22 protein-coding genes are annotated in these 25,029 nt (G+C 33.1%); 16 read left to right on the forward strand and 6 right to left on the reverse strand.

What is annotated here, in order from left to right:
• Positions 1 to 18 precede the first annotated feature (18 nt).
• The 10 genes from GQR98_RS09365 to GQR98_RS09410 all read left to right on the forward strand — a co-directional run bounded on the left by GQR98_RS09365 (position 19) and on the right by GQR98_RS09410 (position 11,976).
• On the forward strand, positions 19 to 1,512 hold the full coding sequence (locus GQR98_RS09365) for a TrkH family potassium uptake protein (RefSeq protein ID WP_159019280.1): 1,494 nt from the start codon (positions 19 to 21) through the stop codon (positions 1,510 to 1,512).
• A 247-nt stretch (positions 1,513 to 1,759) separates the two neighbouring features.
• The gene (locus GQR98_RS09370) at positions 1,760 to 3,115 is read left to right on the forward strand and encodes a UDP-N-acetylmuramate--L-alanine ligase (protein ID WP_159019281.1); all 1,356 of its coding nucleotides are present in this window, start codon (positions 1,760 to 1,762) and stop codon (positions 3,113 to 3,115) included.
• Between the two features lie 322 nt (positions 3,116 to 3,437).
• Positions 3,438 to 4,562: an FIST signal transduction protein gene (locus GQR98_RS09375; RefSeq protein ID WP_159019282.1), complete on the forward strand. Its 1,125-nt coding sequence runs from the start codon at positions 3,438 to 3,440 to the stop codon at positions 4,560 to 4,562.
• On the forward strand, positions 4,556 to 6,277 hold the full coding sequence (locus tag GQR98_RS09380) for an ATP-binding protein (RefSeq protein WP_159019283.1): 1,722 nt from the start codon (positions 4,556 to 4,558) through the stop codon (positions 6,275 to 6,277). Before GQR98_RS09375 ends, GQR98_RS09380 begins: the two co-directional genes overlap by 7 nt.
• Before the next feature lie 82 nt (positions 6,278 to 6,359).
• Positions 6,360 to 7,058: a RadC family protein gene (gene radC / locus GQR98_RS09385; protein ID WP_042505255.1), complete on the forward strand. Its 699-nt coding sequence runs from the start codon at positions 6,360 to 6,362 to the stop codon at positions 7,056 to 7,058.
• Positions 7,059 to 7,132: 74 nt separating this feature from the next.
• The gene (locus tag GQR98_RS09390) at positions 7,133 to 8,437 is read left to right on the forward strand and encodes a polysaccharide deacetylase family protein (RefSeq protein WP_159019284.1); all 1,305 of its coding nucleotides are present in this window, start codon (positions 7,133 to 7,135) and stop codon (positions 8,435 to 8,437) included.
• The gene (locus tag GQR98_RS09395) at positions 8,427 to 9,116 is read left to right on the forward strand and encodes a YjjG family noncanonical pyrimidine nucleotidase (RefSeq protein ID WP_159019285.1); all 690 of its coding nucleotides are present in this window, start codon (positions 8,427 to 8,429) and stop codon (positions 9,114 to 9,116) included. Before GQR98_RS09390 ends, GQR98_RS09395 begins: the two co-directional genes overlap by 11 nt.
• 46 nt (positions 9,117 to 9,162) lie before the next feature.
• Positions 9,163 to 9,720, forward strand: coding sequence for a hypothetical protein (locus GQR98_RS09400; RefSeq protein ID WP_159019286.1), 558 nt, complete (start codon positions 9,163 to 9,165; stop codon positions 9,718 to 9,720).
• A 4-nt stretch (positions 9,721 to 9,724) separates the two neighbouring features.
• The gene (locus GQR98_RS09405) at positions 9,725 to 11,137 is read left to right on the forward strand and encodes a DUF5723 family protein (RefSeq protein WP_159019287.1); all 1,413 of its coding nucleotides are present in this window, start codon (positions 9,725 to 9,727) and stop codon (positions 11,135 to 11,137) included.
• Complete coding sequence (locus tag GQR98_RS09410; protein WP_159019288.1) at positions 11,134 to 11,976, forward strand: hypothetical protein; 843 nt, start codon at positions 11,134 to 11,136, stop codon at positions 11,974 to 11,976. Before GQR98_RS09405 ends, GQR98_RS09410 begins: the two co-directional genes overlap by 4 nt.
• Before the next feature lie 389 nt (positions 11,977 to 12,365).
• Here GQR98_RS09410 and GQR98_RS09415 read toward each other — a convergent pair whose 3' ends face one another.
• Complete coding sequence (locus tag GQR98_RS09415) at positions 12,366 to 13,643, reverse strand: replication-associated recombination protein A (protein ID WP_159019289.1); 1,278 nt, start codon at positions 13,641 to 13,643, stop codon at positions 12,366 to 12,368.
• A gap of 213 nt (positions 13,644 to 13,856) precedes the next feature.
• Between GQR98_RS09415 and GQR98_RS09420 the strand changes: the two genes are divergently transcribed.
• Positions 13,857 to 14,591, forward strand: a complete 735-nt coding sequence (locus tag GQR98_RS09420) for a rhomboid family intramembrane serine protease (RefSeq protein ID WP_159019290.1) — start codon at positions 13,857 to 13,859, stop codon at positions 14,589 to 14,591.
• A 21-nt stretch (positions 14,592 to 14,612) separates the two neighbouring features.
• Here the strand turns inward: GQR98_RS09420 and rlmB are convergent, their stop codons facing one another.
• Positions 14,613 to 15,353 (reverse strand): 23S rRNA (guanosine(2251)-2'-O)-methyltransferase RlmB, encoded by a 741-nt coding sequence (gene rlmB / locus GQR98_RS09425; protein ID WP_159019291.1) that lies wholly within the window; start codon positions 15,351 to 15,353, stop codon positions 14,613 to 14,615.
• A gap of 138 nt (positions 15,354 to 15,491) precedes the next feature.
• Between rlmB and GQR98_RS09430 the strand changes: the two genes are divergently transcribed.
• The 5 genes from GQR98_RS09430 to GQR98_RS09450 all read left to right on the forward strand — a co-directional run bounded on the left by GQR98_RS09430 (position 15,492) and on the right by GQR98_RS09450 (position 19,834).
• A complete protein-coding gene (locus tag GQR98_RS09430; protein ID WP_410488903.1) occupies positions 15,492 to 15,893 on the forward strand; it encodes an HYC_CC_PP family protein in 402 nt (133 codons plus the stop codon).
• A 76-nt stretch (positions 15,894 to 15,969) separates the two neighbouring features.
• Positions 15,970 to 16,683 (forward strand): heavy-metal-associated domain-containing protein, encoded by a 714-nt coding sequence (locus tag GQR98_RS09435; protein ID WP_159019293.1) that lies wholly within the window; start codon positions 15,970 to 15,972, stop codon positions 16,681 to 16,683.
• 36 nt (positions 16,684 to 16,719) lie between these two features.
• Positions 16,720 to 18,960, forward strand: coding sequence for a TonB-dependent receptor (locus GQR98_RS09440; RefSeq protein WP_159019294.1), 2,241 nt, complete (start codon positions 16,720 to 16,722; stop codon positions 18,958 to 18,960).
• A gap of 25 nt (positions 18,961 to 18,985) precedes the next feature.
• Positions 18,986 to 19,375 (forward strand): heavy-metal-associated domain-containing protein, encoded by a 390-nt coding sequence (locus GQR98_RS09445; protein ID WP_042505277.1) that lies wholly within the window; start codon positions 18,986 to 18,988, stop codon positions 19,373 to 19,375.
• Positions 19,376 to 19,492: 117 nt separating this feature from the next.
• Positions 19,493 to 19,834 (forward strand): ribose-5-phosphate isomerase, encoded by a 342-nt coding sequence (locus tag GQR98_RS09450; RefSeq protein WP_159019295.1) that lies wholly within the window; start codon positions 19,493 to 19,495, stop codon positions 19,832 to 19,834.
• A gap of 92 nt (positions 19,835 to 19,926) precedes the next feature.
• On the opposite strand, the gene GQR98_RS09455 is transcribed toward GQR98_RS09450, so the two are convergent.
• The 4 genes from GQR98_RS09455 to GQR98_RS09470 form a co-directional block, all read right to left on the reverse strand.
• A complete protein-coding gene (locus GQR98_RS09455; RefSeq protein ID WP_042499074.1) occupies positions 19,927 to 20,433 on the reverse strand; it encodes an OmpH family outer membrane protein in 507 nt (168 codons plus the stop codon).
• Positions 20,434 to 20,464: 31 nt separating this feature from the next.
• Positions 20,465 to 21,457, reverse strand: a complete 993-nt coding sequence (locus GQR98_RS09460; protein ID WP_159019296.1) for an OmpH family outer membrane protein — start codon at positions 21,455 to 21,457, stop codon at positions 20,465 to 20,467.
• A 276-nt stretch (positions 21,458 to 21,733) separates the two neighbouring features.
• Positions 21,734 to 24,355 (reverse strand): outer membrane protein assembly factor BamA, encoded by a 2,622-nt coding sequence (gene bamA, locus GQR98_RS09465; RefSeq protein WP_159019297.1) that lies wholly within the window; start codon positions 24,353 to 24,355, stop codon positions 21,734 to 21,736.
• Entirely contained in the window at positions 24,288 to 25,028 is a 741-nt protein-coding gene (locus GQR98_RS09470) for an isoprenyl transferase (RefSeq protein WP_159019298.1), read from the reverse strand. The genes bamA and GQR98_RS09470 overlap by 68 nt, the downstream gene beginning before the upstream one ends.
• Position 25,029 lies beyond the last annotated feature (1 nt).

The raw sequence follows: 25,029 nt of genomic DNA on the forward strand, positions 1-25,029 counted from the left end.
TCAACAATAAATTTCCAAATGAAATTAAATTACAAAATCATTTTTCATTTCTTAGGTCTGTTACTTTTGTTTAATGGTGGCTTTATGTTACTGTCGGCATTAGTAAGTCTCCTTTATAAAGATGGTGTTACTTTTGATCTTTTTTTAGCAGGTATGGCTACCGTAATCATTGGTGTGGTTTCTATGGTTTTAACCAGAAACCATAATAAGGAAATGAACAAGCGAGAAGGTTATATTGTGGTAACTTTTGGTTGGATCATGATGTCGCTTTGTGGTGCTTTACCTTATGTTTTTACTGGAGCGATACCAAGTTTTACTGATGCGTTTTTTGAAACCATGTCTGGTTATACAACGACGGGAGCATCTATTTTAAACGATATTGAAGCCGTACCAAAAGGCGTGTTGTTTTGGAGAAGTCTAACACACTGGATTGGTGGTATGGGTATTATTGTACTCGCCATTGCTATTCTTCCATTGCTTGGTATTGGTGGTATGCAACTTTTTGCAGCCGAAGCTCCAGGGCCAAGTGCCGATAAATTACACCCAAGAATTACAGATACAGCAAAGCGTTTGTGGCTTATTTATTTTGGGTATACTGCCGCTGAAACTTTATTACTAAACTTAGCCGGAATGTCGTTTTTTGATGCGATTAATCATGCTATGTGTACGCTTTCTACAGGTGGGTTTTCAACTAAAAATGCTAGTGTCGCTTATTGGAATGATCAACCTATAATACAATACATTATAATTGTATTTATGTTTTTAGCAGGTGTGAATTTTGTACTGAGTTACTTTGCTTTTAAAGGAAAAGTTCAAAAAATTATAGCCGATGAAGAATTTAAACTTTATAGTAAATTCATAATCATATTCACAGCCATAGCAGCTCTAATTATTTATTTTCAAGCCGATGCTTCTGTTTCCTCAATAGATCATCCAATGGTTTGGGGAAAGGCCGAAAGTTCTTTTAGACATGCTCTTTTTCAGGTACTTTCAGTAATAACAACTACAGGGTTTGTTTCGGCAGATTATACACTTTGGTCACCATTTTTAGTGGTGTTCTTTTTTGGGCTTATGTTTCTTGGTGGTTCGGCCGGAAGTACATCTGGTGGTGTAAAAGTTGTGCGTCATTTAATATTAATTAAAAACGGTTTTTTAGAGTTTAAACGCACCTTGCATCCTAATGCTATTTTACCGGTTCGTTACAATAAACGTGCGGTTTCTGGAGATATCGTATTTAATGTTTTAGGCTTCTTTATTCTCTATATGTTGTCTTTTATTATTGGAGCTCTAGTGTTTTCTATGTTCGGAATTGAGTTTGATGCTGCAATTGGTTTGGCGGCATCTAGTCTGGGGAATGTAGGGCCTGCATTAGGCGATTTTGGACCTGTAAATAACTATTCAGCTTTACCTCCATTAGCAAAATGGTGGTCAGCATTTTTAATGCTTATTGGGCGTTTAGAACTTTTTACAGTATTAATTTTATTTACACCATTTTTCTGGAGAAATAGGTAGGTTTAATTTTCTGAGTTGTGTTTGTTATACTGCAAATCAACATTAATAATGATTATTTTATCTTCGGAAGAATGATTTTATAGTTTTCAGATAAAGGCTGAAAGCAAGTTCCATTCTCAATAAACTGATTGAATTTGAAGCTCATTTTTACACGAAACGTTTCAATAAAAAAATCAAACAATTTTCCCAAGCAACGTTTCAGCAATTCATCTCAAAAAAGTATCTTTGAAACATTCAAAATCAGCACATGAACGTACATTTTATAGCCATTGGCGGCTCGGCCATGCACAATTTAGCCTTAGCGCTTCATAATAAAGAATACAAAGTAACAGGCAGCGACGATACTATTTTCGAACCTTCAAAATCTAGATTAGATGCTAAGGGTTTACTACCAGAAACATTTGGTTGGTTTCCTGAGAAAATATCCGAACAATTGGATGCTATTGTATTAGGAATGCACGCTAAAGCAGATAATCCTGAGTTACTAAAAGCACAAGAGCTAGGCTTAAAAATTTATAGTTATCCAGAATTTCTATATGAACAGTCCAAGCATAAAACTCGTGTAGTTATTGGAGGAAGCCATGGTAAAACTACAATTACATCTATGATTTTACACGTAATGCATTATCATGATCGTGATGTAGATTATATGGTTGGAGCACAATTGGAAGGTTTTGATGTAATGGTGAAACTTACAGAAGATAATGATTTTATAGTTTTAGAAGGTGACGAGTATTTAAGTTCGCCAATAGATAGACGACCAAAATTTCATTTATATAAACCAAATATTGCTTTGTTAAGTGGTATTGCTTGGGACCATATTAATGTGTTTCCTACCTATGAGAACTATGTGGAGCAATTCAGCATATTTATAGATTCTATTGTAAGTGGAGGTAGTATTAATTACAATGAAGAAGATCCTGAAGTAAAACGTTTGGTAGAAGCAAGCAATAATACCATTAGAAAAATAGCTTACCAAACACCAGAATATACAGTAGAAAATGGGGAGACTTTTTTAGAAACACCAGAAGGACTATTGCCAATTGAAGTTTTTGGTAAACACAACCTTAATAATTTGGCTGGAGCAAAATGGATTTGTCAACACATGGGTATTGATGAAGATGATTTTTACGAGGCCATTGCTACTTTTAAAGGAGCGAGTAAACGTCTAGAAAAAATAGCAGAAAGCAAAAACAGTGTGGCTTTTAAAGATTTCGCACATTCGCCAAGTAAAGTAGAAGCAACAACAAATGCGGTAAAAGAGCAATATGTTAACCGTACTGTGGTTGCTTGTTTGGAGTTACATACTTATAGTAGTTTAAACGCTGAGTTTTTAAAGGAATATAAAGGCGCTCTAGATGCTGCCGATGTTGCCGTAGTGTTTTACTCACCGCATGCCGTAGAGATTAAAAAACTTGCAGCAGTAACGCACGAGCAAATAGCTACAGCTTTTGAACGCGACGATTTAATTATTTACACAAACCCAGACGATTTTAAAGACTTTTTATTTAAACAAAGTTTAGAGAATAAAGCTCTGTTGTTAATGAGTTCTGGTAATTATGGAGGCTTAGATTTTGAAGAGGTAAAAGCCTTAATAAAGTAAGGTGTAATTCAATGTAGATTTCAATACAGAGAAAACACTGGCCATTTTACTTATAAATGGCCAGTGTTTTTTTATATACTAATGCTTAGTAATCGGTTTTTGTAAAGAGTAATTGAATGGCATAAATCTCTAATGGATAGTTATGGTTTTTTGTTTTTAAGAAAATCTCGATTAAATAATCATTTTTGTTATTTTTAAGTATTTCGCTAAATAATTGTATTGAAAAAGTTTCGTATTAGAAAAAATCGCTTTAATTTAATGCCTATCTTTTCTCAAAACAAGAAGGCTTTTGTTTTTTTATAGACGAGCTATAATATTTTATATGAAGGTTAATCAAATTTCTTTAAACGAAAAAAACTGGAATCAAGGCTTGGCTTCAATAGCTATTAAACCCACTTTAATTATGCTTTTTGTTTCGCCAGATTTCGAAATTATAGATGAGGTTTTATCGGAAATACAATTAAAATATCCTGATGCTTTAGTATTTGGTTGCTCTACAGCTGGAGAAATTTCAAATGTTACTGTTACAGATAAATCTATTTCGTTAACAGCTATTCAGTTCGATAAAACAAGCTTAAAACTAGTTTCTGTAAAATTAGATTCAGAAGTTGATAGTGGTAAAGCAGGAGAACGTATAGGTAGCATGTTACAAAAAGAAGATTTAAAACATGTTATGGTTTTAAGCGATGGCTTAAATATTAACGGAGCCGATTTAGTTTCGGGTTTAAAATCTACTTTACCAAATATTAGTGTTACTGGCGGTTTAGCGGCAGATGGCGAAGATTTTGAAAAAACCTTTGTAATTAAAAACAACCAAGTGCTAGAAAAAACAGTTTTAGGCTTAGGTTTTTATGGCGATTACTTGAGTGTTAATTATAGCTCTAAAGGTGGTTGGGATGGTTTTGGTATTGAGCGATTGGTTACAAAGTCTAAAAAAAATATATTATACGAGCTCGATGGGAAACCGGTATTAAAACTATATAAAGAGTTATTAGGTAAAGATGCCGAAAAGCTACCAAGTTCAGGACTTTTGTTTCCTGTAAGTATTAGAACGAGTAAAAAATCGAAAGCTGTGGTTCGAGGACTTTCGGGTGTAAATGAAGTCGATCAAAGCTTAATTTTTGGAGCTAATATTCCGGAGGGAAGTTATTTGCGCTTGATGAAAGGTAATGTGGATAAATTGATTACAGGTGCGGAAGAATCTGCAATTTCTGTAACTCAAGGATTAAAAGAAACAATAGAATTAGTGGTTTTAATTAGTTGTGTTGGGCGCCGTTTGGTTTTAAAACAGCTAGCAGAAGAAGAGATTGATGCCGTGCGTAACGTCATTGGAGATACTTCAAAAATAACAGGGTTTTATTCTTATGGAGAAATAGCACCTTTAAACGAGTCTTTGTGTGAGTTACATCATCAAACAATGACTATCACAACACTTTCAGAATGTTGAAAAACGATTATCATAGATTATTAAAACGACAGCTTTTAAAAGCCGGTTTAAGTGAAACAGATAGCCCTGAGCTAGCTAGTTTTATAAAAACGGTAAACGAAGCCTACAATAGTTTTGATAAAGATGTTTATCATTTAGAAAATATTCTTGAGTTAAGTTCTAAGGAACTTTTTGCTCTAAACGAAGAGTTAACAAAAGATCACAATAAAACAAAATCGAAATTAGAACATGTAGCTAACCATATTGGAGATGTTATTTTTGAAACCGATCTCGAAGGGAATTTTACCTATCTAAATCGGGCTTGGGAAAAATACATGGGGTGTTCTGTAAAAAAGACTTTAGGTCGAAATTATAAAGAGTTTATTCCGAAGAAAAATGTAGAAGAAAACAAAAAACGCTACAATTTTTTCAATAAGAAGAAAACTGTATTTGTATTTAAGTTAATAAGGAATGATAAGGTAATGTGGTTCGAGTTGAAAGCTCAACTTTTTAAAAATACAGATAACGAAGCCTATGGTTTTATTGGTAGCATAACCGATATTACCAACTTTAAGGAAATAGAATTAGCCCTGCATAAGGCAAGTATTTCTAAAGATGAATTTCTATCTACCATGTCTCACGAAATTAGAACGCCATTAAACGCCGTTACTGGTTTGTCTAATATTCTACTCATGGAAGATTATTTGCCAGAACAGGTAGATACATTGAAGGCTTTAAAATATTCCAGCGAGCATTTGCTTGGGTTAATAAACGATTTGTTAGATTTTAATAAAATTAAATCCGGCAAGGTCGATGTTATTGAAAAGGAATTTAGTTTAGTTTCTTTTTTAGATCATATAAGAGATCAGTTTTCTATGCAGGCCGTTAAAAAAGATGTTCGATTTAAATTAGTTGAAGAAAACGATTTGCCCGAGGATATCATTGGAGATAAATTGATGCTGAGTCAAATAGTACAAAATCTACTAAGTAACTCGTTTAAGTTTACCGAAAAAGGGTGCATTACACTTAATGTGAGAAATCAAGGAGTGCTTAATGATAAAGTAACACTTGGGTTTAAAGTAATTGATACGGGTATAGGCATAACGGAAAGTAGACAAGAAACTATTTTTGAAAGTTTTGTACAAGCAAGCTCGGAAACAGCAATAAAATACGGAGGCACTGGTTTGGGACTTTCTATTTGTAGAAGGTTGCTAAGGTTTAAAAATAGCGATTTAGAAGTTAGCAGTAAATTAGGTGAAGGATCTACGTTTTTCTTCAATATAGATTTCAAAATAAATCCTATTAAACACGTATTAAATAGTAAAACATCAAATTTAAAATCAGTTTATAAACCATTAGATATTAATGTTTTGGTTGCAGAAGATAATAAAATGAATGTTCTTATTTTAAAGAAATTTTTTGCTAATTGGGATGTTACTTACACTGTTGTTGAAAATGGTGCTGAGGTTTTAAAAGAGTTTGAAAAAGAAACCTGTGAATTCGATTTGGTTTTAATGGATCTTCAAATGCCTATTGTTAATGGTTATGAAGCCACAAAAGGTATTAGAGATTTAACCGATCCAAAAAAAGCAAATATTCCTATTGTGGCTCTAACGGCATTGGCACAAACCGATGTAAAAGAAAAAACAGAATTACATAAAATGAATGGTTTTATGGGGAAGCCCTTTGAGCCAAACAAATTATATGCGCTTTTAGAAGTCTATAGTCATTCCTAGTAAATCTTTAATCGTTTGATTATCATCCTTTTTTTTTGAAATTCCAAAAAGAAAATATTAAAAAAATATGTAGATTTATCGAATGGCGGATAAACAAGGAGCATTTTCTATTAAAAATTGGAGTCAGGACGATCAACCTCGTGAGAAATTATTATACAAAGGTAAAGCCGCCTTAAGCGATGCTGAACTTGTTGCTATTTTAATTGGTTCTGGTAATCGAGAAGAAAGTGCTGTAGCTTTATGTAAACGGATTTTATCGAGCACAGATAATAATTTGAGTGCTTTAGGTAAAATGTCTATCAAACAACTTACGGCGTTTAAAGGTATAGGCGAGGCTAAAGCTATAAGTATTATTGCTGCTTTAGAATTAGGCCGGCGCCGTCGTGGAGAAGAAGCACTTCAGAAAAAGAAAATAACTTCAAGTAAATCGGTATTCGAACTTATGCAACCTATAATTGGTGAGCTTGAACACGAAGAGTTTTGGATTATTTATTTAAATAACTCTAATAAAGTAATCCATAAAAATCAATTAAGTAAAGGCGGCATTACAGGAACTTTAGTAGATGTCAGGTTAGTGCTTAAAAATGCATTAGAAGTTGGTGCACTTGGGCTTATATTGGCGCATAACCATCCATCTGGAACTTTGAAACCTAGTGAAGCGGATAAAAACATCACCCAAAAATTAAAAACGGCCGCACAAAGTTTAGATATAAAAGTGCTAGATCACCTAATTATTACTGAAAAAGCATACTTTAGTTTTGCAGACGAAAACGTGTTGTAAGGTTTCATGTTTAAAACACTATGAAACACCAAAAATTAGAACCGATTTTAAATATATAGGACTCAATAAAAGTTATGTTATTAGTATATACTCATAAAATATCACCACGATTAAATTATGTTTTTAAGCATATTTGCACGCGTGTATTAGGCATAGATGTTACATTTACTACAAAGGTTGAGAAATTTATTGCCCACGATAGTATAAAAATGTCGTATACCAAACAAGCGTTAGGAAATGAGTTTTTTGTAAAAAGTAACGAGTTGCTATTTGAGCAAGGTTTAAATGATATTGAAATTAATGTCATGGATTGGGGCCATAGCAAATGTTTTTTTTTTAACGGAGACAAAAGCTTTATTCCTTTTGATATTTTTGCTGCATCTTTTTATTTACTGTCGAGATACGAGGAGTATTTACCTCATGTAAAAGATGAGTTTGGAAGGTTCACTGCATCAGAAAGTGTTGCTTATAAACATAAATTTTTACACCAACCCGTAGTAGATATTTGGGCTTATAAATTTAAGGAGGCTTTACAAAAACAATTTCCCGATTTTGAGTTTCCAACAAAGACATACAGTATAAAACCTATTATAGATGTGCCAAATCCGTATCGTTACAAATTAAGCGGTATTATGCGCACCATTGGTGGTACATTAAAAGATGTTTTTAAGTTTAAATTTAAAAGTCTCTATACAAGGTTTATGGTGCTCATGCACTTTAGTCACGATCCTCACGATACTTTTAAGTATGTTATTAATAAGCAAAAACAATCTAAATTTAGATTCAGTTTTTTCTTTTTATTAGGTGAATATTCTACTTATGATAAGGGAGCGAATGTGAATAATAAATCGTTTATATCGCTTATAAAACATGTTGGAGATTATAGTAATGTGGGCTTAAAAATATCATATTTTGCTATTGATGATGCTGATATTTTAAAGAAAGAAAAAACAAAAATTGAAGACATTATCAATAAACCATTGAGAGCTTCTCGCCAATCGTTTTCAAAATTAAACTTACCAGAAACTTACAGAAACTTAATAGAGTTAAACATAAAGGAAGATTATACCATGGGGTATGTAAACGAAATTGGTTTTAGAGCCGGTTCGTGCACACCATTTTTGTTTTACGATTTAGATTACGAAATACAAACACCACTTAAAATTTGTCCGTATCATGTTATGGACTTCGCTTTGCTAAAGCATAAATCACTATTAGATAAAAAGCGTGTTTTAAACAATATTATAAATGAAGTAAAACAAGTTAACGGCCAGTTTGTTTCCGTTTTTCATAACTATACATTAAGTTATAGCGATAGGTGGTCAGGCTTTAAAGACTTGTTTAATATTATCTTAGAATCAGGAAATAATGAAAATTAAAAATATAACCGATGTCTTTTTCGATTTAGACCATACACTTTGGGATTTCGATAAAAACTCGGCATTGACGTTCGAAAAAATATTCGAAATAAATAAAATAGAAGTTGAAATAAATAAATTCTTAGATATATACCTTCCTATAAATTTAAATTATTGGAAGTTGTATCGAGAAGATAAAGTATCTAAAGAAACCTTGCGTTTTGGTAGACTAAATGATGCTTTTTTAGCCTTAGAAGTTGAGGTTGGCCGTGAGGTGATTGATAAGCTGTCCGATGATTATATTGAACATCTATCTAGCTATAACCATTTGTTTGATAATACTTTCGAAATTCTTGATTACTTAAATGAAAACTATAGTTTACATATAATAACCAATGGTTTTGATGAAGTTCAGCATAAAAAAATGGCAAAATCGAATATTTTACATTATTTTAATACCGTTACAAATTCGGAAATGGTTGGTGTTAAAAAACCAAACCCTAAAATTTTTAACTACGCCTTAGATTTGGCCAACACAAAAGCTGAAACAAGTATCATGATTGGTGATAGCTTTGAAGCTGATATTCTTGGAGCAAAAAGCATAGGCATGGATGTTATTTTCTTCGATGTAAATAATATAACTTTAAATGATGACACAAAGCAAATAGATAATCTGTTAAGCTTAAGGCATTATTTATAAGAACACTATATACTAACTAGTGTTTTAAATTCGTTTGTAAACTGATATGATAAAAAGTATAAGATTTAAAATAAGTTTACTATTCAGCATTGGGTTTATGGCAATATCTTGCACAGAAGCTATAGATTTTGATCAGGCAGACGATATTGTATTAACACCTGCTTTGGAAGCCAGTCTTGTTTATTTTGATGAACCTGCAAGTCGTTTTGTTGATAATGGTAGTACAATTTTAAGTATTCAAGATTTTATTTCTGTTGCTTTTTTTAACGATGAATTTGTTGTCGATAATGTTGAAAAAGCTGAGTTTGTTTTCGAAACTCAAAATACAATCAATAGAACTTTTGAGCTGCAAGTAGATTTTTTAGACCAAGCTGGTAATTTACAGCACAGCCTAACTGTAAGGGAAGATGCAGCTCCTGATAATACCGATACAGTAACAACCTATACCGAAGTTTTTGAGGGGAATTCACTTTCCGCATTAAAACGCACAGTAGCTATAGTTTTTACAATGCGTCTTTTACCTGGTGCTCCTCTAGATGAGGATACGGTAGGTAGAATTCAATACAAATCGTATGCTGCATTTTACATCAATTTAAATAAATAGAGGTATGCGGAAACTATTTTTAATGTTTACATTACAATTATGTTTGTTTTCGTTTTCTCAAAACAAGCAATTGCTCTATGGGTTTTCTGAGATTCCGCAATCTTTAATGCAAAACCCCGGAGGTAAAGTAAAAAACGATTGGTATATCGGTATTCCGTTGTTATCGCATGTTCATGTTAATGTTGGTATTTCTGGAAGTACAGTTTACGATGTTTTTGCTGATAATGATGTCGATTTTAATGTTAAGCTTAGAAATGCTGTAGACAGTATGGAACCCACCGATTTTTATGGTTTTAATCAACAGTTAGAAATTTTTTCTGGCGGTTTCGCATTTGGGAGTAGTTATAATAAAAATGAATATATCAGTTTTGGAATGTATCAAGAATTAGATTTTCTGCTGTACTTTCCAAAAGATTTCGCTGTTTTAGCATTAGAAGGAAATCAAAGTAATATTAATAGAGTGTTTGATGCTAGAGATTTAAGTGTGGCTGCAGATGTGGTTTCAGTACTTCATGTGGGATATAATAAAAAGGTTGATGATAAATTTACCTTTGGTGTTAGAGGAAAAATTTATTCGAGTATAGCCAACGTAAGTTCAACTAAAAACAAAGGAAGCTTTGTTACAGTCCCTGGAGAAAATAATGTTTACGACCATATTTTTGATTTAGATTTAGCGCTTCAAACTTCCGGGATTGCCAGTTTAATTGATGATGAAAATTCAGATGTATCGAACGATGTAGATGTCTTAAAAAAACGTGTTCTATTTGGAGGTAATTTAGGGTTGGGAGTTGATTTTGGTTTTACATATCAATTAACCGATCAATGGAGTTTTGACGCTAGTTTGCTAGATGTTGGTTTTATTAGCCATACAAAAGATGTGGAGAATTATGCTATTAATGGTCAGTATACATACAACGGCGTAAATCCGCTTTTTTCTCCTGCGGATGATGGACAAACAGCAGATGATTATTGGAGTGAAATTGAAGAAGATTTTGAAGATATTTTTACCGTAGATACTACAGCTACAAAATATACAAAATGGCGACCTGCAAAGTTTAACGCGTCGCTTAATTATGCCTTTGGAAAAAAACAAAGTCAAGATTGTAATTGCATTGTAGATGATAGCGGCTACCTCAATGCAGTTGGGTTACAGTTATATGGTATTAGTAGGCCAAAACGACCTCAAATGGCGTTAACGGCTTATTATTACAGGCGTGTGTTTAACGGCTTGCGTTTAAAAGCGGCATATACCATAGATTCATATTCCTTTAATAATTTAGGACTTGGTGTGTCGGCTCATATTTGGGGTGCCAACTTTTATGTTATGGCCGATAATTTATTGCAATATAAAAATGTATATGATGCGCAAAGTGTATCTTTACAATTAGGATTTAATTATATATTTAATAAGAAATGAAAACTAGATTTTTAACTACAATTTTTGCTTGTTTATTTATTGCAAGTGCATTCTCTCAAACTGAATTAAACAATTACAAATACGTTATCGTTTCCAAAAAGTTCGATTTTTTAAAATCTGCTAATCAATATCAATTGAATGATTTATCAAAATTTTTACTGAATAAATATGGGTTTATTGCCTTAATTGAAGGTGAATCATACCCAGAAGATTTATCTAGAAATAGATGCTTAGCTCTAGATGCCGATGTTTTAAAAGAACCAGGCATGTTTAAAACCAAGCTAAAAGTAGAACTTACAGATTGTAATGATCGATTAATATACACATCTGGAATTGGCGAGAGTCGTGAAAAAGAGTATCAAAAATCTTACGTAGAAGCTACTCGTGCTGCTTTTGCTTCTTTTGAAAATTTAGGATATAAGTACGAACCTAAGGCTGGCAGTGTAGTAGCTTCGACTCCAGAGGTTGCAGCAACATCAAGCACATCAAGTGAAATAGAGAAATTAAAGGAAGAAATTAAATCGCTTAAAGAAGAAAAAACTGTTGAGGTTGTAGAAGAGCGTATTGCTCCTATAAATAATCCAGTAACTATTACCGAACAAGCAGTTATAACGGAATCAGTTAATACAGGTGTGTTATATGCGCAAGCTATTAAAAACGGATTTCAGTTAGTAGATAGTTCTCCAAAAGTACTTTACCGTATGCATAATACACAATTAAGTGATGTTTTTTTAGTTGAAAACAAATCGGCTATCATATTCAAAAAAGATAATAAATGGTTTATTGAGCACCATGAAAATGGCACTTTAAGACTAGAAGTTTTAAATATTAAGTTTTAAAAATTTAGTGTATTTATTTTTAAGACCTGTTGAGTATTAACCGGTGAAAACTGAAATATTATTGCTATTTTTTTATTTAGTAATATCTTTTAATTTTAAAATTAGAATCAAATTTTGGTAACAAGGAAATTACTAAAGCATCAAAAGAAATTCCTGCCATGATTTCTTATAAAACTTGGATCTACCATCATCTACACGGCTAATTCTTCCAATAACTTTCATGGGGATATCATGAGATTTTAGTAAAACTTGCGAAGCAAAAAGCCTTGTTTTTGTGATGTTAAATTTAATGCGGCTTAGCCGAAAAGAAATAAGTAAACTTTACTAATAATATACAATCCTGTTGGGCTTTTATAGTCTGGCAGGATTTTTTTGTTTAAAGCCGTTTTTTAATAACCGTATTTATCCTTCCAGCGCTGTTTCAAAAAGTCGCGATGTGCATTTTCTCGAGCATTATTTCCAGGCTCATAAAGCTTTGTGTTTTCAATTTCCTTAGGAAGAAACTCTTGCTCAGCAAAATTGTTTTTGTAGTTGTGTGCATATTTGTAGTTGTCACCATAACCCAGCTCTTTCATAAGTTTGGTCGGTGCATTTCTAAGCTCTATCGGCACGCCTAAATCACCAGTTTGCTTTACCAATTGCTGCGCATTTCCAATAGCCATATAAGCAGCATTACTTTTTGGAGAGCACGCTAAATAAGTAGCACATTGGCTAAGTATAATTCTAGATTCCGGATGTCCAATAGTACTTACTGCCTGAAAGGTGTTGTTTGCAATAACTAGAGCTGTAGGGTTCGCATTTCCAATATCTTCAGATGCCGAAATCAACAAACGTCTCGCAATAAATTTAACATCCTCACCACCTTCAATCATGCGAGCCAACCAGTATACCGCACCATTTGGGTCACTACCTCTAATAGATTTTATAAATGCCGAAATAATATCGTAATGCTGTTCGCCTGTTTTATCATAACGAGCCGTATTGTTTTGTACACGTTCTAAAACGGCCTCGTCGGTTATTACAATTTTATCCTCACCAAAGCTATTTACCAGTAACTCAAAAACGTTTAATAATTTACGTCCATCACCACCCGAAATTCTCAATAAAGCATTCGTTTCTTTTAAAGTGATTTTTTTTTGAGATAGAAATTCGTCATTTTTAATAGCACGTTTTAGCAACGTTTCTAAATCTACTTTAGCAAAAGCATTTAAAATATAAACTTGGCAACGGGATAAAAGTGCAGGTATTACCTCAAAACTTGGGTTTTCTGTAGTCGCACCAATTAGTGTAATCCAACCTTTTTCAACGGCTTGTAACAGCGAATCCTGTTGCGATTTGCTAAACCTATGTATTTCATCAATAAATAAAATAGGGTTTTTGGTGGTAAATAATCCGCCGCTTTGTTTGGCTTTATCAATAACATCACGAATATCTTTAACTCCAGAATTTATAGTACTAAGCGTGTAAAAAGGTCGTCCAGATTCGGATGCAATAATGTTTGCCAATGTGGTTTTTCCGGTGCCGGGAGGACCCCAAAATAACATCGACGGGATTAATCCTTGTTTTATATGTTGCGTAAGTGCGCCATTTTTGCCCACTAAATGCGTCTGACTCACGTAGTCTTCTAAAGTTCTTGGGCGTAATCGTTCTGCTAAAGGTGCGTTCATAAATGTAAAATTAAAGTAAATTCTTGTCAAATTAGAATACTTCAACATCCAATTTTTAGTTATTTTGGGCGTGCCCCAAAAAGGGTCGGGCTTTCACTACTCGCTCCTCCTAAGGTCGGGAGCTCAAACAAGCCGTTCAATCCCTCACGCAGGCCAATCTGCCAATTTAGCACATTTTATAAAGTTGGATAACTATTTGTTATATTCATCACAATGAAACAGCACGAACATTTTAAATTCTCACCAGGAGTCATTGCATATCCGGTGTTTTTCGTGCTTACCATTTGGCTCGTATTTTGGTTCGAAGTACGTTTTGGATATAATTTAAGTAAGTATGGTGTTTATCCACAAACCTTAAAAGGACTAAGAGGTGTTATTTTTAGTCCGTTTTTACACGGTAATATCGAGCATATCTATCACAACACCATTCCGTTATTTGTACTCTCCACGGCGCTGTTTTATTTTTATAGACCAATAGCTTGGCGCGTTATTTTATTTGGGATTTTAATTTCGGGATTTTTAACTTGGTGTATTGGTAGACCATCTTACCATATTGGGGCAAGCGGACTCATTTATGTTTTAGTAAGTTTTACTTTTTTTAAAGGTGTTTTCGCAAAACATTACAGACTTATTGCATTATCGCTTTTAGTTATTTTTTTATACGGAAGCATGATTTGGTATACATTTCCGATAGAAGAAGGTATATCTTGGGAAGGGCATCTATCTGGTTTAATTACCGGCTTGGTCTTTGCGCTTTTCTTTAGAAAAGAAATAGCAAAACCTAAAAAATATGCTTGGGAACAAGAAAATTACAATGAAGAAAACGATTTGTTTTTACAACATTTCGACGAAAATGGAAACTTTATAGAAACCAAAGAAGAACCCGAAATAGAGGAGGAGCTAGAGCCCCTCTCTATAAGGTATATATTTAAAGAAAATAAAGATTAGTAGTATAAAATAAACTAATAATTACTTCACCATTCTTTGTCTTACGGCTTCATATAAAAAAGCACCACAAGCTACAGAAACATTTAAAGATTCAATTTCACCTAATAAAGGTAATTTAGCTTTAGAATCTACAACCTTTAAAGTCGATGGATTAATTCCTCTACCTTCCGACCCCATAATAATGGCACAAGGCTCAACAAAAGAAACATCGTAAATAGTATCGTTTGTTTTTTCGGTAGCAGCAATTACTTTAATATCCGATGCTTGCATATAAAATACGGCATCTTTAATGTGATCTACTTTACAAATAGGGATTTTAAAAACAGCGCCAGCACTGGTTTTTATGGTGTCGCCATTTACAGGTGCACCACCTTTTTTCTGAATAATAATACCATTAACACCTGTGCATTCTGCAGTACGGATAATAGCTCCAAAATTACGAACATCACTAATTTGATCTAGCAATAAGAATAATGGCGTTTTGCCAGATTCCACAACCTCTGTAATTAAAGCTTCCATATCATGAAACTCTATTGGAGATATTTGCGCTACTGCTCCTTGGTGATTTCCTTTGGTTAATCTATTCAGTTTTTCTACAGGAACATAAGATTTGTTAACCGATTTTTTACTCAATAAAGATTCTAACTCATTGAATAATTCGCCATCCAATCCTTTTTGAAGGAATACTTTATCAATAGTTTCGCCAGCATTTATAGCTTCTATAATGGCTCTAATACCAAAAATTTGTGTTTGTTCTTGCATGCTGCAAAGGTATAAAAAAAGGCGTCTTAAATAGTAGGAGTTTTATAAATCATTCTTTTAAAATATAAAAAAGTGAATGTAAATGTTAAAGAAAATGAAAATAGTAATTTCAACTTTAGTTTTTTGTAGTTTTGCACCGTGATAAAAACAGTTTTACATAAAGGCTTTTCTATACTAATGACTTGTTTAGTATTGTTTTCAACAGTATATTTTACTATTGAAAAGCATTTTTGTGGCGATGTTTTAATAGATGTTTCTGTGTTTTCTGAAGCTCAAAATTGTGGTATGAAAACAGGAACAGTAATGCATAAAGAAAGTTGTTGTAAAGATGAGGTTAACGTTGTAACAGGCCAACGCGAACTTAAATTTTCTTCTTTTGACGATTTAGATTTTGTTCATCAACAATTTATTACCGCATTTTCATATACATTTATTAATCTTTTTGAAGGTTTAGAAAAACAAGTTGTTCCTCACAAAGATTATTCTCCACCCAATTTGGTAGCCGATATTTTGGTGCTAGACCAAGTGTTTATTATTTGATAAAATAGATAATTGTTTTTTCCGCGAAAGCGTAAATCTCATCATGTTCTAATTTTACTCAAATATTTTTCAAAAAATGATACATACTTATAAGGTTGCAGGCATGACTTGCAACGGCTGCCGCTCATCGGTAGAAAATAAGCTTAATGCTATGCCGGCGGTTAAAACGGCTACGGTTTCACTCGAAGATTCGGAAGCTGTAATCGAAATGACTAAGCATATTCCTTTAGAAGATTTTCAGGCAGTATTAGCTAATAAATACACGATAACCAAAGGCCAAGCGAATAAACCTGATGTAATTTCTCCAGAAAAATCTGAGTTACAGCAGTTGTTTCCATTATTTTTAATTTTTGTTTACATTTCTATTGCTGCTATATTATTAAACATAAAACCTTGGAGTGCAACAGGTTTTATGCTCGATTTTATGGGCTTGTTTTATGTGGTATTTAGCTTTTTTAAATTGCTTGATTTAAAAGGGTTTCCGGAGAGTTTTAAAATGTACGATCCGTTAGCTAAGGCAATACCGGCTTACGGTTGGGTCTATCCATTTATTGAAGTGGTTTTAGGGATTATGTTTTTAATGCGAATAGAAATTTCTATAGTATTAATAATAACCTTGGTGATTTTAGGCATAACTACAATTGGTGTTGTAAAAACACTGTTAGATAAAAAATCTATTCAATGTGCGTGTTTGGGGACGGCTTTAAAATTGCCCATGACCAAAGCCACTTTTATTGAAAACACTATCATGATTATTATGGCTATTACTATGTTAATCATGATGGCTTAAAGCTTTGTTGTTTTCGGAATTTTTACAAAAATAAATATGAAAAATATAATATATATCATGTTATGCTTTCCGGTATTTCTGTTTTCTCAAGAGAAATTAACAGGTACTATTTTGGAAGCTAACGATAATAATACGCCAATGGGCTTAGCAGGTGCTAACGTCTATTGGCTTAATACTTCTATTGGTGCGGTTACCGATATTGATGGTGAATTTAGTTTGCTGTACGAAACGAGTTATAAAAAACTGGTGATAAGTTATGTTGGTTTTAAAACCGATACGCTTACTGTTAATTCTTTAAAGCCTATTAAGCATTGGTTAAACCCAACTAGCGATCTAGATGAGGTAACATTAACCTCTAGAAAACAGGCGACAGCAAAATCTTATATGCAGGCACAAAACGTGTTTACTGTAAGTAGTGATGAACTTTTAAAGGCCGCTTGCTGTAATTTATCTGAAAGTTTTGAAACCAACCCATCTATAGATGTTAATTTTGCCGATGCGGTTTCTGGAACCCGACAAATAAAAATGCTGGGGCTTACAAGTCCGTATATTTTAATAGCTACCGAAAATATACCTTCTATTCGTGGAGCATCTCAGGCTTTCGGGCTTAGTTTTATTCCTGGTACTTGGGTAGAAAGTATTCAAATTACCAAAGGCGCAGGTTCTGTAGTTAATGGTTATGAGAGTATTGCTGGGCAAATTAATGCAGAATTGGTTAAACCTACAACCGATAATAAGTTGTTTGTAAATCTATTTGGTAACATTGCTGGACGTTTTGAACTCAATACACATATAAACACAAAAGTGAACGATAAATGGAGTACTGGGCTTTATTTACACGGAAATGTGCATAATCAAAAGCATGACGTGAACAACGATAACTTTTTGGATATGCCAATTTATAACCAGATTAATGTTATGAACCGCTGGCAGTATACCGATGCCGAAAATGGTTTTATGAGTTTTATTAATTTGAAGGTTTTAAATGATGAAAAACAAATGGGTGAATTGGATTTTAATCCACAAACCGACAAATTAACAACCAATGCTTGGGGTAGTGAAATAAACACGAAACGCTATGAAGTTTCAAGTAAATTGGGATATGTAAATCCTGAAATCCCTTACCAAAGCATTGGTGTGCAAACCGCTTTTAGTCATCATGTTCAGGAATCTTATTTTGGATTAAATCAATATGATATTACACATAATAGTTTATATGCTAATGCCATTTATAATACTATAATTAGTGATTCTCGACATAAAGTAAAAACAGGTATGAGTTATACTTACGATGATTATGATGAGATGGTAAACTTAACAGACTACGGGCGCGCAGAGCATTCTGTTGGTGCTTTTTTTGAATATAATTTTGATAATTTAGATAAGCTTAATGTTACTGCTGGCTTACGTGTAGATCACCATAACTTATTAGGCAATTTTGTAACGCCACGAGTGCATGCGCGTTATACTCCATGGGAGAAATCTGCCGTTCGAGCCTCTTTTGGTCGTGGAAAACGAAGTGCTAATATTTTTACTGAAAATCAGCAAATGTTTGCGACGTCTAGAAGTATAAATATTTTAAATTCCGGAGGAAATATTTATGGTTTAGATCCAGAAATTGCATGGAATTACGGACTATCATACCTTCAAGGGTTTAACTTGTTTGGTCGAAAAGCCGATGTAACTTTAGATTATTATAAAACAGATTTCAAAAACCAAGTAGTGGTAGATTATGAAAACCCTCGGGAAATCAATTTTTATAATTTAGAAGGAAAAAGTTTTGCTAATAGCTTTCAAGCGGAGTTAAATTATAATGTGTTTGAACATTTTGATTTACGTTTGGCTTATAAGTATTATGATGTGAAGACCGATTATAAATCTGGAGAATTAGAGAAAGCTTTAGTTCCTAAAAATAGATTTTTTGCAAATGCATCATACGAAACAGCCAAACAAGGTGTAAAGAATTCTCATTGGAGATTTGATACTACGTTTAATTGGGTAAGTGAACAACGTTTTTCTTCTACAGTAGCAAATCCTTTACAATATCAATTACCAGAATACTCACCAACGGTAGGAACTTTAAATGCGCAAATTACACATGTGTTTTCTCCTAAATTTGAAGTATATTTAGGTGGGGAAAACATAACAAACGTTAGGCAAAACAATCCTATTTTGGGCGCAGATGATCCATTTGGATCTAATTTTGATTCTACGTTTGTTTATGGTCCAATTTTTGGTTCTAATTACTATATGGGATTACGATTTAAAATTATTTAATGCTAACAACTTAAAAGTATATATTATGAAAAAACTATTAATTATTACCTTGTTACTTGCGGTAACAACATCATTTTCACAGAGTAAAAACGAAAGAGCATCTATAGAAGTAGATGGCGTTTGTATGATGTGTAAAGCTAGAATAGAAAAGGCGGCTATTAGAACAAAGGGTGTTAAATCAGCGGTATGGAGTGTGAAAACTCATGAATTGAAATTAATTTATGATGGGAGAAAAACAAATTTAGACTCTATTAAATCTAGTGTTTTAAATGTTGGGCACGACACCATGGATCTTAAAGCTACGGAGGAGGCTTATAATACAGTACATCCATGTTGCCGATACAGAGATAATGAGGTTATAGATGATCATAAAGACGAAAAAGAAGAGAATGATCATGATGAACATGCTCATTAAATATTTGAATTTATAATAATTGTTTAAAAGTTCACCTTAAATTTAGGGTGGACTTTTTTAGTTTTTATAGTTGAGTGAAATTTAAGCGGATATTACTAACAAGTAAATCTTATTACGATGCCTTATAGAATTTATGTTATCGAATTATCAAAACGTGTCCATACAGAAAACGCGAAATTTAGAGCGGCTAATCCGCAATTTAACGGCGTGATGCAATGTGTGTATGTGGGCATGACAAGCAAGACTTCTAAAGAGCGTTTTATACAACATAAAACAGGTTACAGAAACAAGAAGGGGCATAAGTTATCTGCTAATATTGCAGAGAAGTACGGGGCTTATTTACGTCCTAGCTTATACAATCACATCGATCCGATAGTGAGTAGGGCAGATGCCTTAAAAAGGGAACGTATTTTATCTTTGGAATTACGACGCCAAGGTTATGCCGTTTGGTTTAATTAGAAAGTAGTCTTAGAAAATAACCTATAGTTTAAATCAAAAAAAAACCTGTGAATTAAATTTCACAGGTTTTTTAGTATGATTTTAAAAAGAAATTAGATACCTAAATCTTTCTTTACATCGTTTAATAAATCTTTACCATCAGCAAGAATAGTTACACCAACTCCTGAATCTAAAACGTAATCAAAACCTTGAGCTCTTGATACTTTTAAGATAGCTGCTTTAGCTTTTTCTGTAATAGGTTGTAACAATGCAATTTCTTTTGCTTGCAAATCTTTTTGTGCATCTGCTTGAAATTGTTGTAAACGTTGTTGTTTTTCTTGTAATTCTAAAATACGCTTTTGGTTCTCTTCATCAGTTTTATTCTTAGCTTCAGCTTCGTATTGTTTTTGAAGATTTTGAAATTCTGTAACAGAACCTTGCATATCCGTTTGGTATGTTTTGCTTAAAGATTCTAATTCTGCTTGTGCCGTTTTCATTTCTGGCATAGCTTTAATTAATTCTTGTGTATTTATATGTGCAACTTTAGTTTGAGCTTGAGTGAAACTAATTGTTCCAATACATAATGCAGTTGCTAATAAAAGTGTTTTAAAGTGTTTCATTTTGTAAATAGTATTTGTGTGTTATAAATTATTAATTTTTGTTTAAGCTGTCTTTTGCTTTTTGGCGATCTTCTAATATTTTTTGTCTTTTCGCTTCCAAGGCTTTTTTACGTTCTTCGCGTTCTTTTAATTTTTTTAATCTGTTTTCTTCAATAAGTTCAGCTCTTGTTTTGGTTTCGCCTTCTGTTTTAGTAGCTGTACTTTTTGAAGCCGTTTCAGTTTCTTCTTTTGTAGCGTCAGTTTCTGCTTCAGCTCCCGATCGTTCTTGTTTTGCTTTTTCGCGATCGTCTAATATTTTCTGTCTTTTATCTGCGGCAGCTTTTACTTTAGCTTCTCGAGCAGCTAACTTTTTTTGCCTTGCAGTTTCAATCGCACTTTCTCTTTCAGCCTTTTTTTCTTCTAATATTTTTTGTCTAGCTTCAAGTTCTAAATTTACCTCAGGAACAATATCCTCTTTTTCGGCAGCTTTACGTTCTGCTTTAGATTGTACTTGTGTACGTTTTGATGTTCTGGTGATGCTTCTTAAAACTTGGTCGCTAATATCTAAAGAATTTGCGACATACAACATACCTCCATTAGCTTTATCTAATACTAATTGATATTTTCTTGCGGCAACAATAGTTTGTACGGCTGCAAATATTTGATCTTGAACAGGCTGCATTAATTGTCTTTTCTGTATAAACAAATCGCCATTAGGTCCAAATCGTTTTTGTTGGTAGTCTAATATTTCATTTTCCTCAAACGTAATATCTTCTTCGCGTTCTTTAATTAATTCTGCTGTTAGAAGTGCCTTCTCGTTACTTAAGTCTTTTCTTTTTTGTTCAACAGTTAATAATTGCGCTTGAATTTCGTTTTTCCACTTATCAGCCTTTTCATTTAATTGGGCTGTAGCTTCTTGATATTCTGGTACGTTTTCTAAAATATATTCACTATCAATGTAGGCTAGGCTTACACCACGTTGCGCATGCACCGATAGGGTTAACATAAAAACTAGGGTCAATAAAAAAAGAACGTTGTTTTTCATCTGCTTAAATATTTTTATCATTTATGTTTTATAAATTCTAAAAATGACAGACGATTAGTTTTGTTGCTGTCAGTTCTATGAATTGTTTTTTATCCGATTGAATTCCTTAATTTTTAATTGTTCCTGTTGGAACTTGCAAAATAAACATTTTCGTTGTTATGGAAAATTTTTAATTGCTCATTTCAAAATTAACGAAATTTAATCTTAAAAATTTCAATTCATATTCAAATCATCATGGTGTTAATAGAAAATATCGTGCCAAAAATAATTTACAGGTTAAAATTGTTGACCAATAATGAAGTGTGTTTCCCATCCGTTTTTAACACCGCTGTTATCAATTGAATCAAATCCATGACCAAAATCGATACCTAATAAACCAAATGCTGGCATAAAAATACGGATACCTAATCCTGCAGAACGTTTTAAATCGAAAGGGTTGTAATCTCTAAAGTTATCAAATGATGCTCCACCTTCTACAAAACCTAAAGCATAAATTTTAGCAGATGCCGCTAGGGTAATTGGGTAACGTAATTCTAAAGAGAATTTATTGTAGATAGAACCACCATCTTCACTAGAAAGGGATTGGTTAGGGTAACCACGTAGTTGTACAACCTCACGGCCGTCTAAACTATAATTAGCTAAACCATCACCACCTAAAAAGTATCTTTCGAAAGGAATTACACCACGATCTTGGTTGTAGGCTCCTAAGAATCCGAATTCAACATTAGGTCTTAATACTAAATCTTTAGCAACTTGTGTATACCAAGTTCCTTTAAAGTTTACTTTATAAAATTCTAACCAGTTGTAACGTTGTTGATCTATTTCTCCTGCTTTTTCAAAATCATCCGCATCTGTAAGATCTAAAGCGTCGTAATCTTCTTTTAATTGAGCGTAATCCGTTCCGTTAAATAAAGAGTAAGGTAAAGATGCTTTTGCCGTTACAGAGAAGCTAGAACCTTCTATAGGGTAAACTGGATCTACACTTGTATTATTTCTACTTAAACCAATAGAATAAGATAGGTTATTTGAAAAACCATCTCCAAAAGTAAATAAACCTGTATTGTAATTATTTAAATCGTAACGTTGGTAAGATACAGATTGAGATAATACGAAGAAATCATCTGGCACAGTTAAACGTTTAGCTAAACCAAAAGTAATACCTGTAATATTGAAACTTCTACTTTTATCTGCTTCGTAGTTTGTGTAATCGTATAAAAATTGTTTAGTATGCGATAATGATGTCGAGAATTGCACTGGACGTTTTCCTCCTAACCATGGCTCAGAGAATGAGAAACTGTACGTTTGGTAAAATTGACTGGCTTGTAAACGTAATGCTAGTTTTTGACCATCACCCATTGGTATTGGCTTGTAGGCATCTTTTTTGAAAATATCTTTAATAGAAAAGTTATTGAATGATAAACCTAAAGTACCAATAAAGCCACCACCACCGTAACCACCTTGTAATTCAATTTGGCTAGATCCAGTTTCTTTAACTACGTATTCCATATCGATAGTACCTTCGTTTGGATTAGGATTGTTAAAGTTTGGAGTAATTTCTTGAGCATCAAAGAAACCTAGTTGCCCAAGTTCTCTAACAGTACGTACTACATTGGCTTTACTATACAGTTGGCCTGGACGAGTACGGATTTCACGATATACAACGTGATCGTTTGTTTTATCATTTCCAACTACAGATACACTATTGAAATAAGCAGGTTTTCCTTCTGTTATTCTAATTTCCATGTCGATAACATTGTTATCAGCACTAACTTCTACGGCATTAATATTCGAGAATAAATACCCGTTGTTTTGGTATAAGTTGGTGATATCGTTAGCATCTGGTTTTGTATCATCTGCGATACGCTTTGATAATGTAACACCATCGTAAGTATCACCTTTATCAATACGTAATAGACGGCTTAATTGTTGATTGGTGTAAACAGTGTTTCCAATAAAAGTAATATCTCCAAAAGTGTATTTTTCACCTTCTTCTAAATTAATTTTAAGTGCAATAGTTTTATCGCTATTAACAATAATACTATCTGATAATACACGAGCATCTCTATAACCGTTTTCTTTATAGGTATCAATTAAGGTAACTAAATCTTCTTTGTAATCGGCTTCAATAAATTTAGAACGCTTAAGTAAACGAATTGGGTTTTTCTTCTTCGTGTTCTTCATGCTTTTTCTAAGCTGTTTTTCACTTAAAACAGAATCGCCAGTAAAGATAATATCGTCGATTTTAACTTTTTCACCTTTATCAATATTAAGCACCATGTTTACTCTACTTGTTTGAATAGAATCTTTTACATCAATGGTGTTAATATGTACTTTGGTGTTTAAAAAACCATCCTTTTTGTATTTGCTTGTTAGGTAGTTTTTTGTTGTGGTTAAAAGGTTTTCGGTAACTTTTACACCTCTCTTAAGTTTGTTATCATCTATAATACCTTCTTTTTTACCATTTTTAACGCCATTAATTTTCAGGTCGTTAAGTTGTGGTAAATCGGATAAGTGGATTTCTAGAGTAGCAACATCCCCTTCTATATTGGTTACAAATACTTCGATATCACTAAAAAGATTGGATTTCCAAAGCTTTTTAATGGCATCTCTAATGTCTTCACCAGGGATTTTTATTTCTTTTCCTTTGCTTAAACCGGAGTAAGCAACAATAGTTTGCTCACTAAAGCTAGTGTTTCCGGAAACGGTAATTTGTCCTAAAGTATAAGTTTTACCGTTTTTGTAATCTAAATCTTGAGCCTGAATATTAAAACAACTTACAAAAAGTAAAAATGCTAAATAGCACTTTGAGTATGTTTTAAAAGCTAGTAAATTAACTAAGTTGTTCACTTGTTTTCCCAAATCGTCGTTCTCTTTTTTGATATTCAATAATAGCTTCATACAAATGTTGCTTTGTAAAATCGGGCCAAAGTATATTTGTAAAATATAGTTCGGCATAAGCAATTTGCCAAAGCAAGAAATTACTTATACGCTGCTCCCCACTGGTTCTTATTAGCAAATCTACGTCGGGTAAATTTTGCGTGTAAAGATGCTCATTAATAATTGATTCTTCAATATTTTCGGGCGAAATTATATTATTTTTAACTTTAATACTAATCTCCTTAACAGTATTTATGATTTCTTCGCGAGAACCGTAGCTAAGTGCCAAGGTTAACGTCATGCGCGAGTTGCCCTTGGTTTTGTCTATAACCTCATGCAGTTCTTTGTATGCTTTTTTAGGTAATGTACTTAAGTTTCCAATAGCCATTAACCTAATGTTATTGTCTTGTAATGTCTTTATTTCTTTCCTTAAAGCTGAAACTAACAGCTTCATTAATGTTTGCACCTCAAGTTTCGGGCGGTTCCAGTTTTCTGTAGAAAAGGCATATAATGTTAAGTTCTCTACACCAAGTTCTGCAGAAGCCTCTACGGTTGTTCTTACAGATTTGGTGCCATTTTCGTGCCCAAAAGCACGAAGCATACCTTGTTGTTTAGCCCAACGTCCGTTGCCATCCATAATTATGGCAATGTGTTTGGGTAATTTTTCGAGTTGTATGTTTTCTTTTAAGTCCATT

Source organism: Algibacter sp. L3A6 (genome assembly GCF_009796825.1).
Lineage (GTDB): Bacteria > Bacteroidota > Bacteroidia > Flavobacteriales > Flavobacteriaceae > Algibacter.

What these genes read in the sequence shown, in the direction of transcription:
- GQR98_RS09365 (WP_159019280.1), top strand. Translation starts at nt 19, where the DNA reads ATGAAATTAAATTACAAAATCATTTTTCATTTCTTAGGTCTGTTACTT.
- GQR98_RS09370 (WP_159019281.1), top strand. Translation starts at nt 1,760, where the DNA reads ATGAACGTACATTTTATAGCCATTGGCGGCTCGGCCATGCACAATTTA.
- GQR98_RS09375 (WP_159019282.1), top strand. Translation starts at nt 3,438, where the DNA reads ATGAAGGTTAATCAAATTTCTTTAAACGAAAAAAACTGGAATCAAGGC.
- GQR98_RS09380 (WP_159019283.1), top strand. Translation starts at nt 4,556, where the DNA reads ATGTTGAAAAACGATTATCATAGATTATTAAAACGACAGCTTTTAAAA.
- radC (WP_042505255.1), top strand. Translation starts at nt 6,360, where the DNA reads ATGGCGGATAAACAAGGAGCATTTTCTATTAAAAATTGGAGTCAGGAC.
- GQR98_RS09390 (WP_159019284.1), top strand. Translation starts at nt 7,133, where the DNA reads ATGTTATTAGTATATACTCATAAAATATCACCACGATTAAATTATGTT.
- GQR98_RS09395 (WP_159019285.1), top strand. Translation starts at nt 8,427, where the DNA reads ATGAAAATTAAAAATATAACCGATGTCTTTTTCGATTTAGACCATACA.
- GQR98_RS09400 (WP_159019286.1), top strand. Translation starts at nt 9,163, where the DNA reads ATGATAAAAAGTATAAGATTTAAAATAAGTTTACTATTCAGCATTGGG.
- GQR98_RS09405 (WP_159019287.1), top strand. Translation starts at nt 9,725, where the DNA reads ATGCGGAAACTATTTTTAATGTTTACATTACAATTATGTTTGTTTTCG.
- GQR98_RS09410 (WP_159019288.1), top strand. Translation starts at nt 11,134, where the DNA reads ATGAAAACTAGATTTTTAACTACAATTTTTGCTTGTTTATTTATTGCA.
- GQR98_RS09415 (WP_159019289.1), bottom strand. Translation starts at nt 13,643, where the DNA reads ATGAACGCACCTTTAGCAGAACGATTACGCCCAAGAACTTTAGAAGAC.
- GQR98_RS09420 (WP_159019290.1), top strand. Translation starts at nt 13,857, where the DNA reads ATGAAACAGCACGAACATTTTAAATTCTCACCAGGAGTCATTGCATAT.
- rlmB (WP_159019291.1), bottom strand. Translation starts at nt 15,353, where the DNA reads ATGCAAGAACAAACACAAATTTTTGGTATTAGAGCCATTATAGAAGCT.
- GQR98_RS09435 (WP_159019293.1), top strand. Translation starts at nt 15,970, where the DNA reads ATGATACATACTTATAAGGTTGCAGGCATGACTTGCAACGGCTGCCGC.
- GQR98_RS09440 (WP_159019294.1), top strand. Translation starts at nt 16,720, where the DNA reads ATGAAAAATATAATATATATCATGTTATGCTTTCCGGTATTTCTGTTT.
- GQR98_RS09445 (WP_042505277.1), top strand. Translation starts at nt 18,986, where the DNA reads ATGAAAAAACTATTAATTATTACCTTGTTACTTGCGGTAACAACATCA.
- GQR98_RS09450 (WP_159019295.1), top strand. Translation starts at nt 19,493, where the DNA reads ATGCCTTATAGAATTTATGTTATCGAATTATCAAAACGTGTCCATACA.
- GQR98_RS09455 (WP_042499074.1), bottom strand. Translation starts at nt 20,433, where the DNA reads ATGAAACACTTTAAAACACTTTTATTAGCAACTGCATTATGTATTGGA.
- GQR98_RS09460 (WP_159019296.1), bottom strand. Translation starts at nt 21,457, where the DNA reads ATGAAAAACAACGTTCTTTTTTTATTGACCCTAGTTTTTATGTTAACC.
- bamA (WP_159019297.1), bottom strand. Translation starts at nt 24,355, where the DNA reads ATGAAGCTATTATTGAATATCAAAAAAGAGAACGACGATTTGGGAAAA.
- GQR98_RS09470 (WP_159019298.1), bottom strand. Translation starts at nt 25,028, where the DNA reads ATGGACTTAAAAGAAAACATACAACTCGAAAAATTACCCAAACACATT.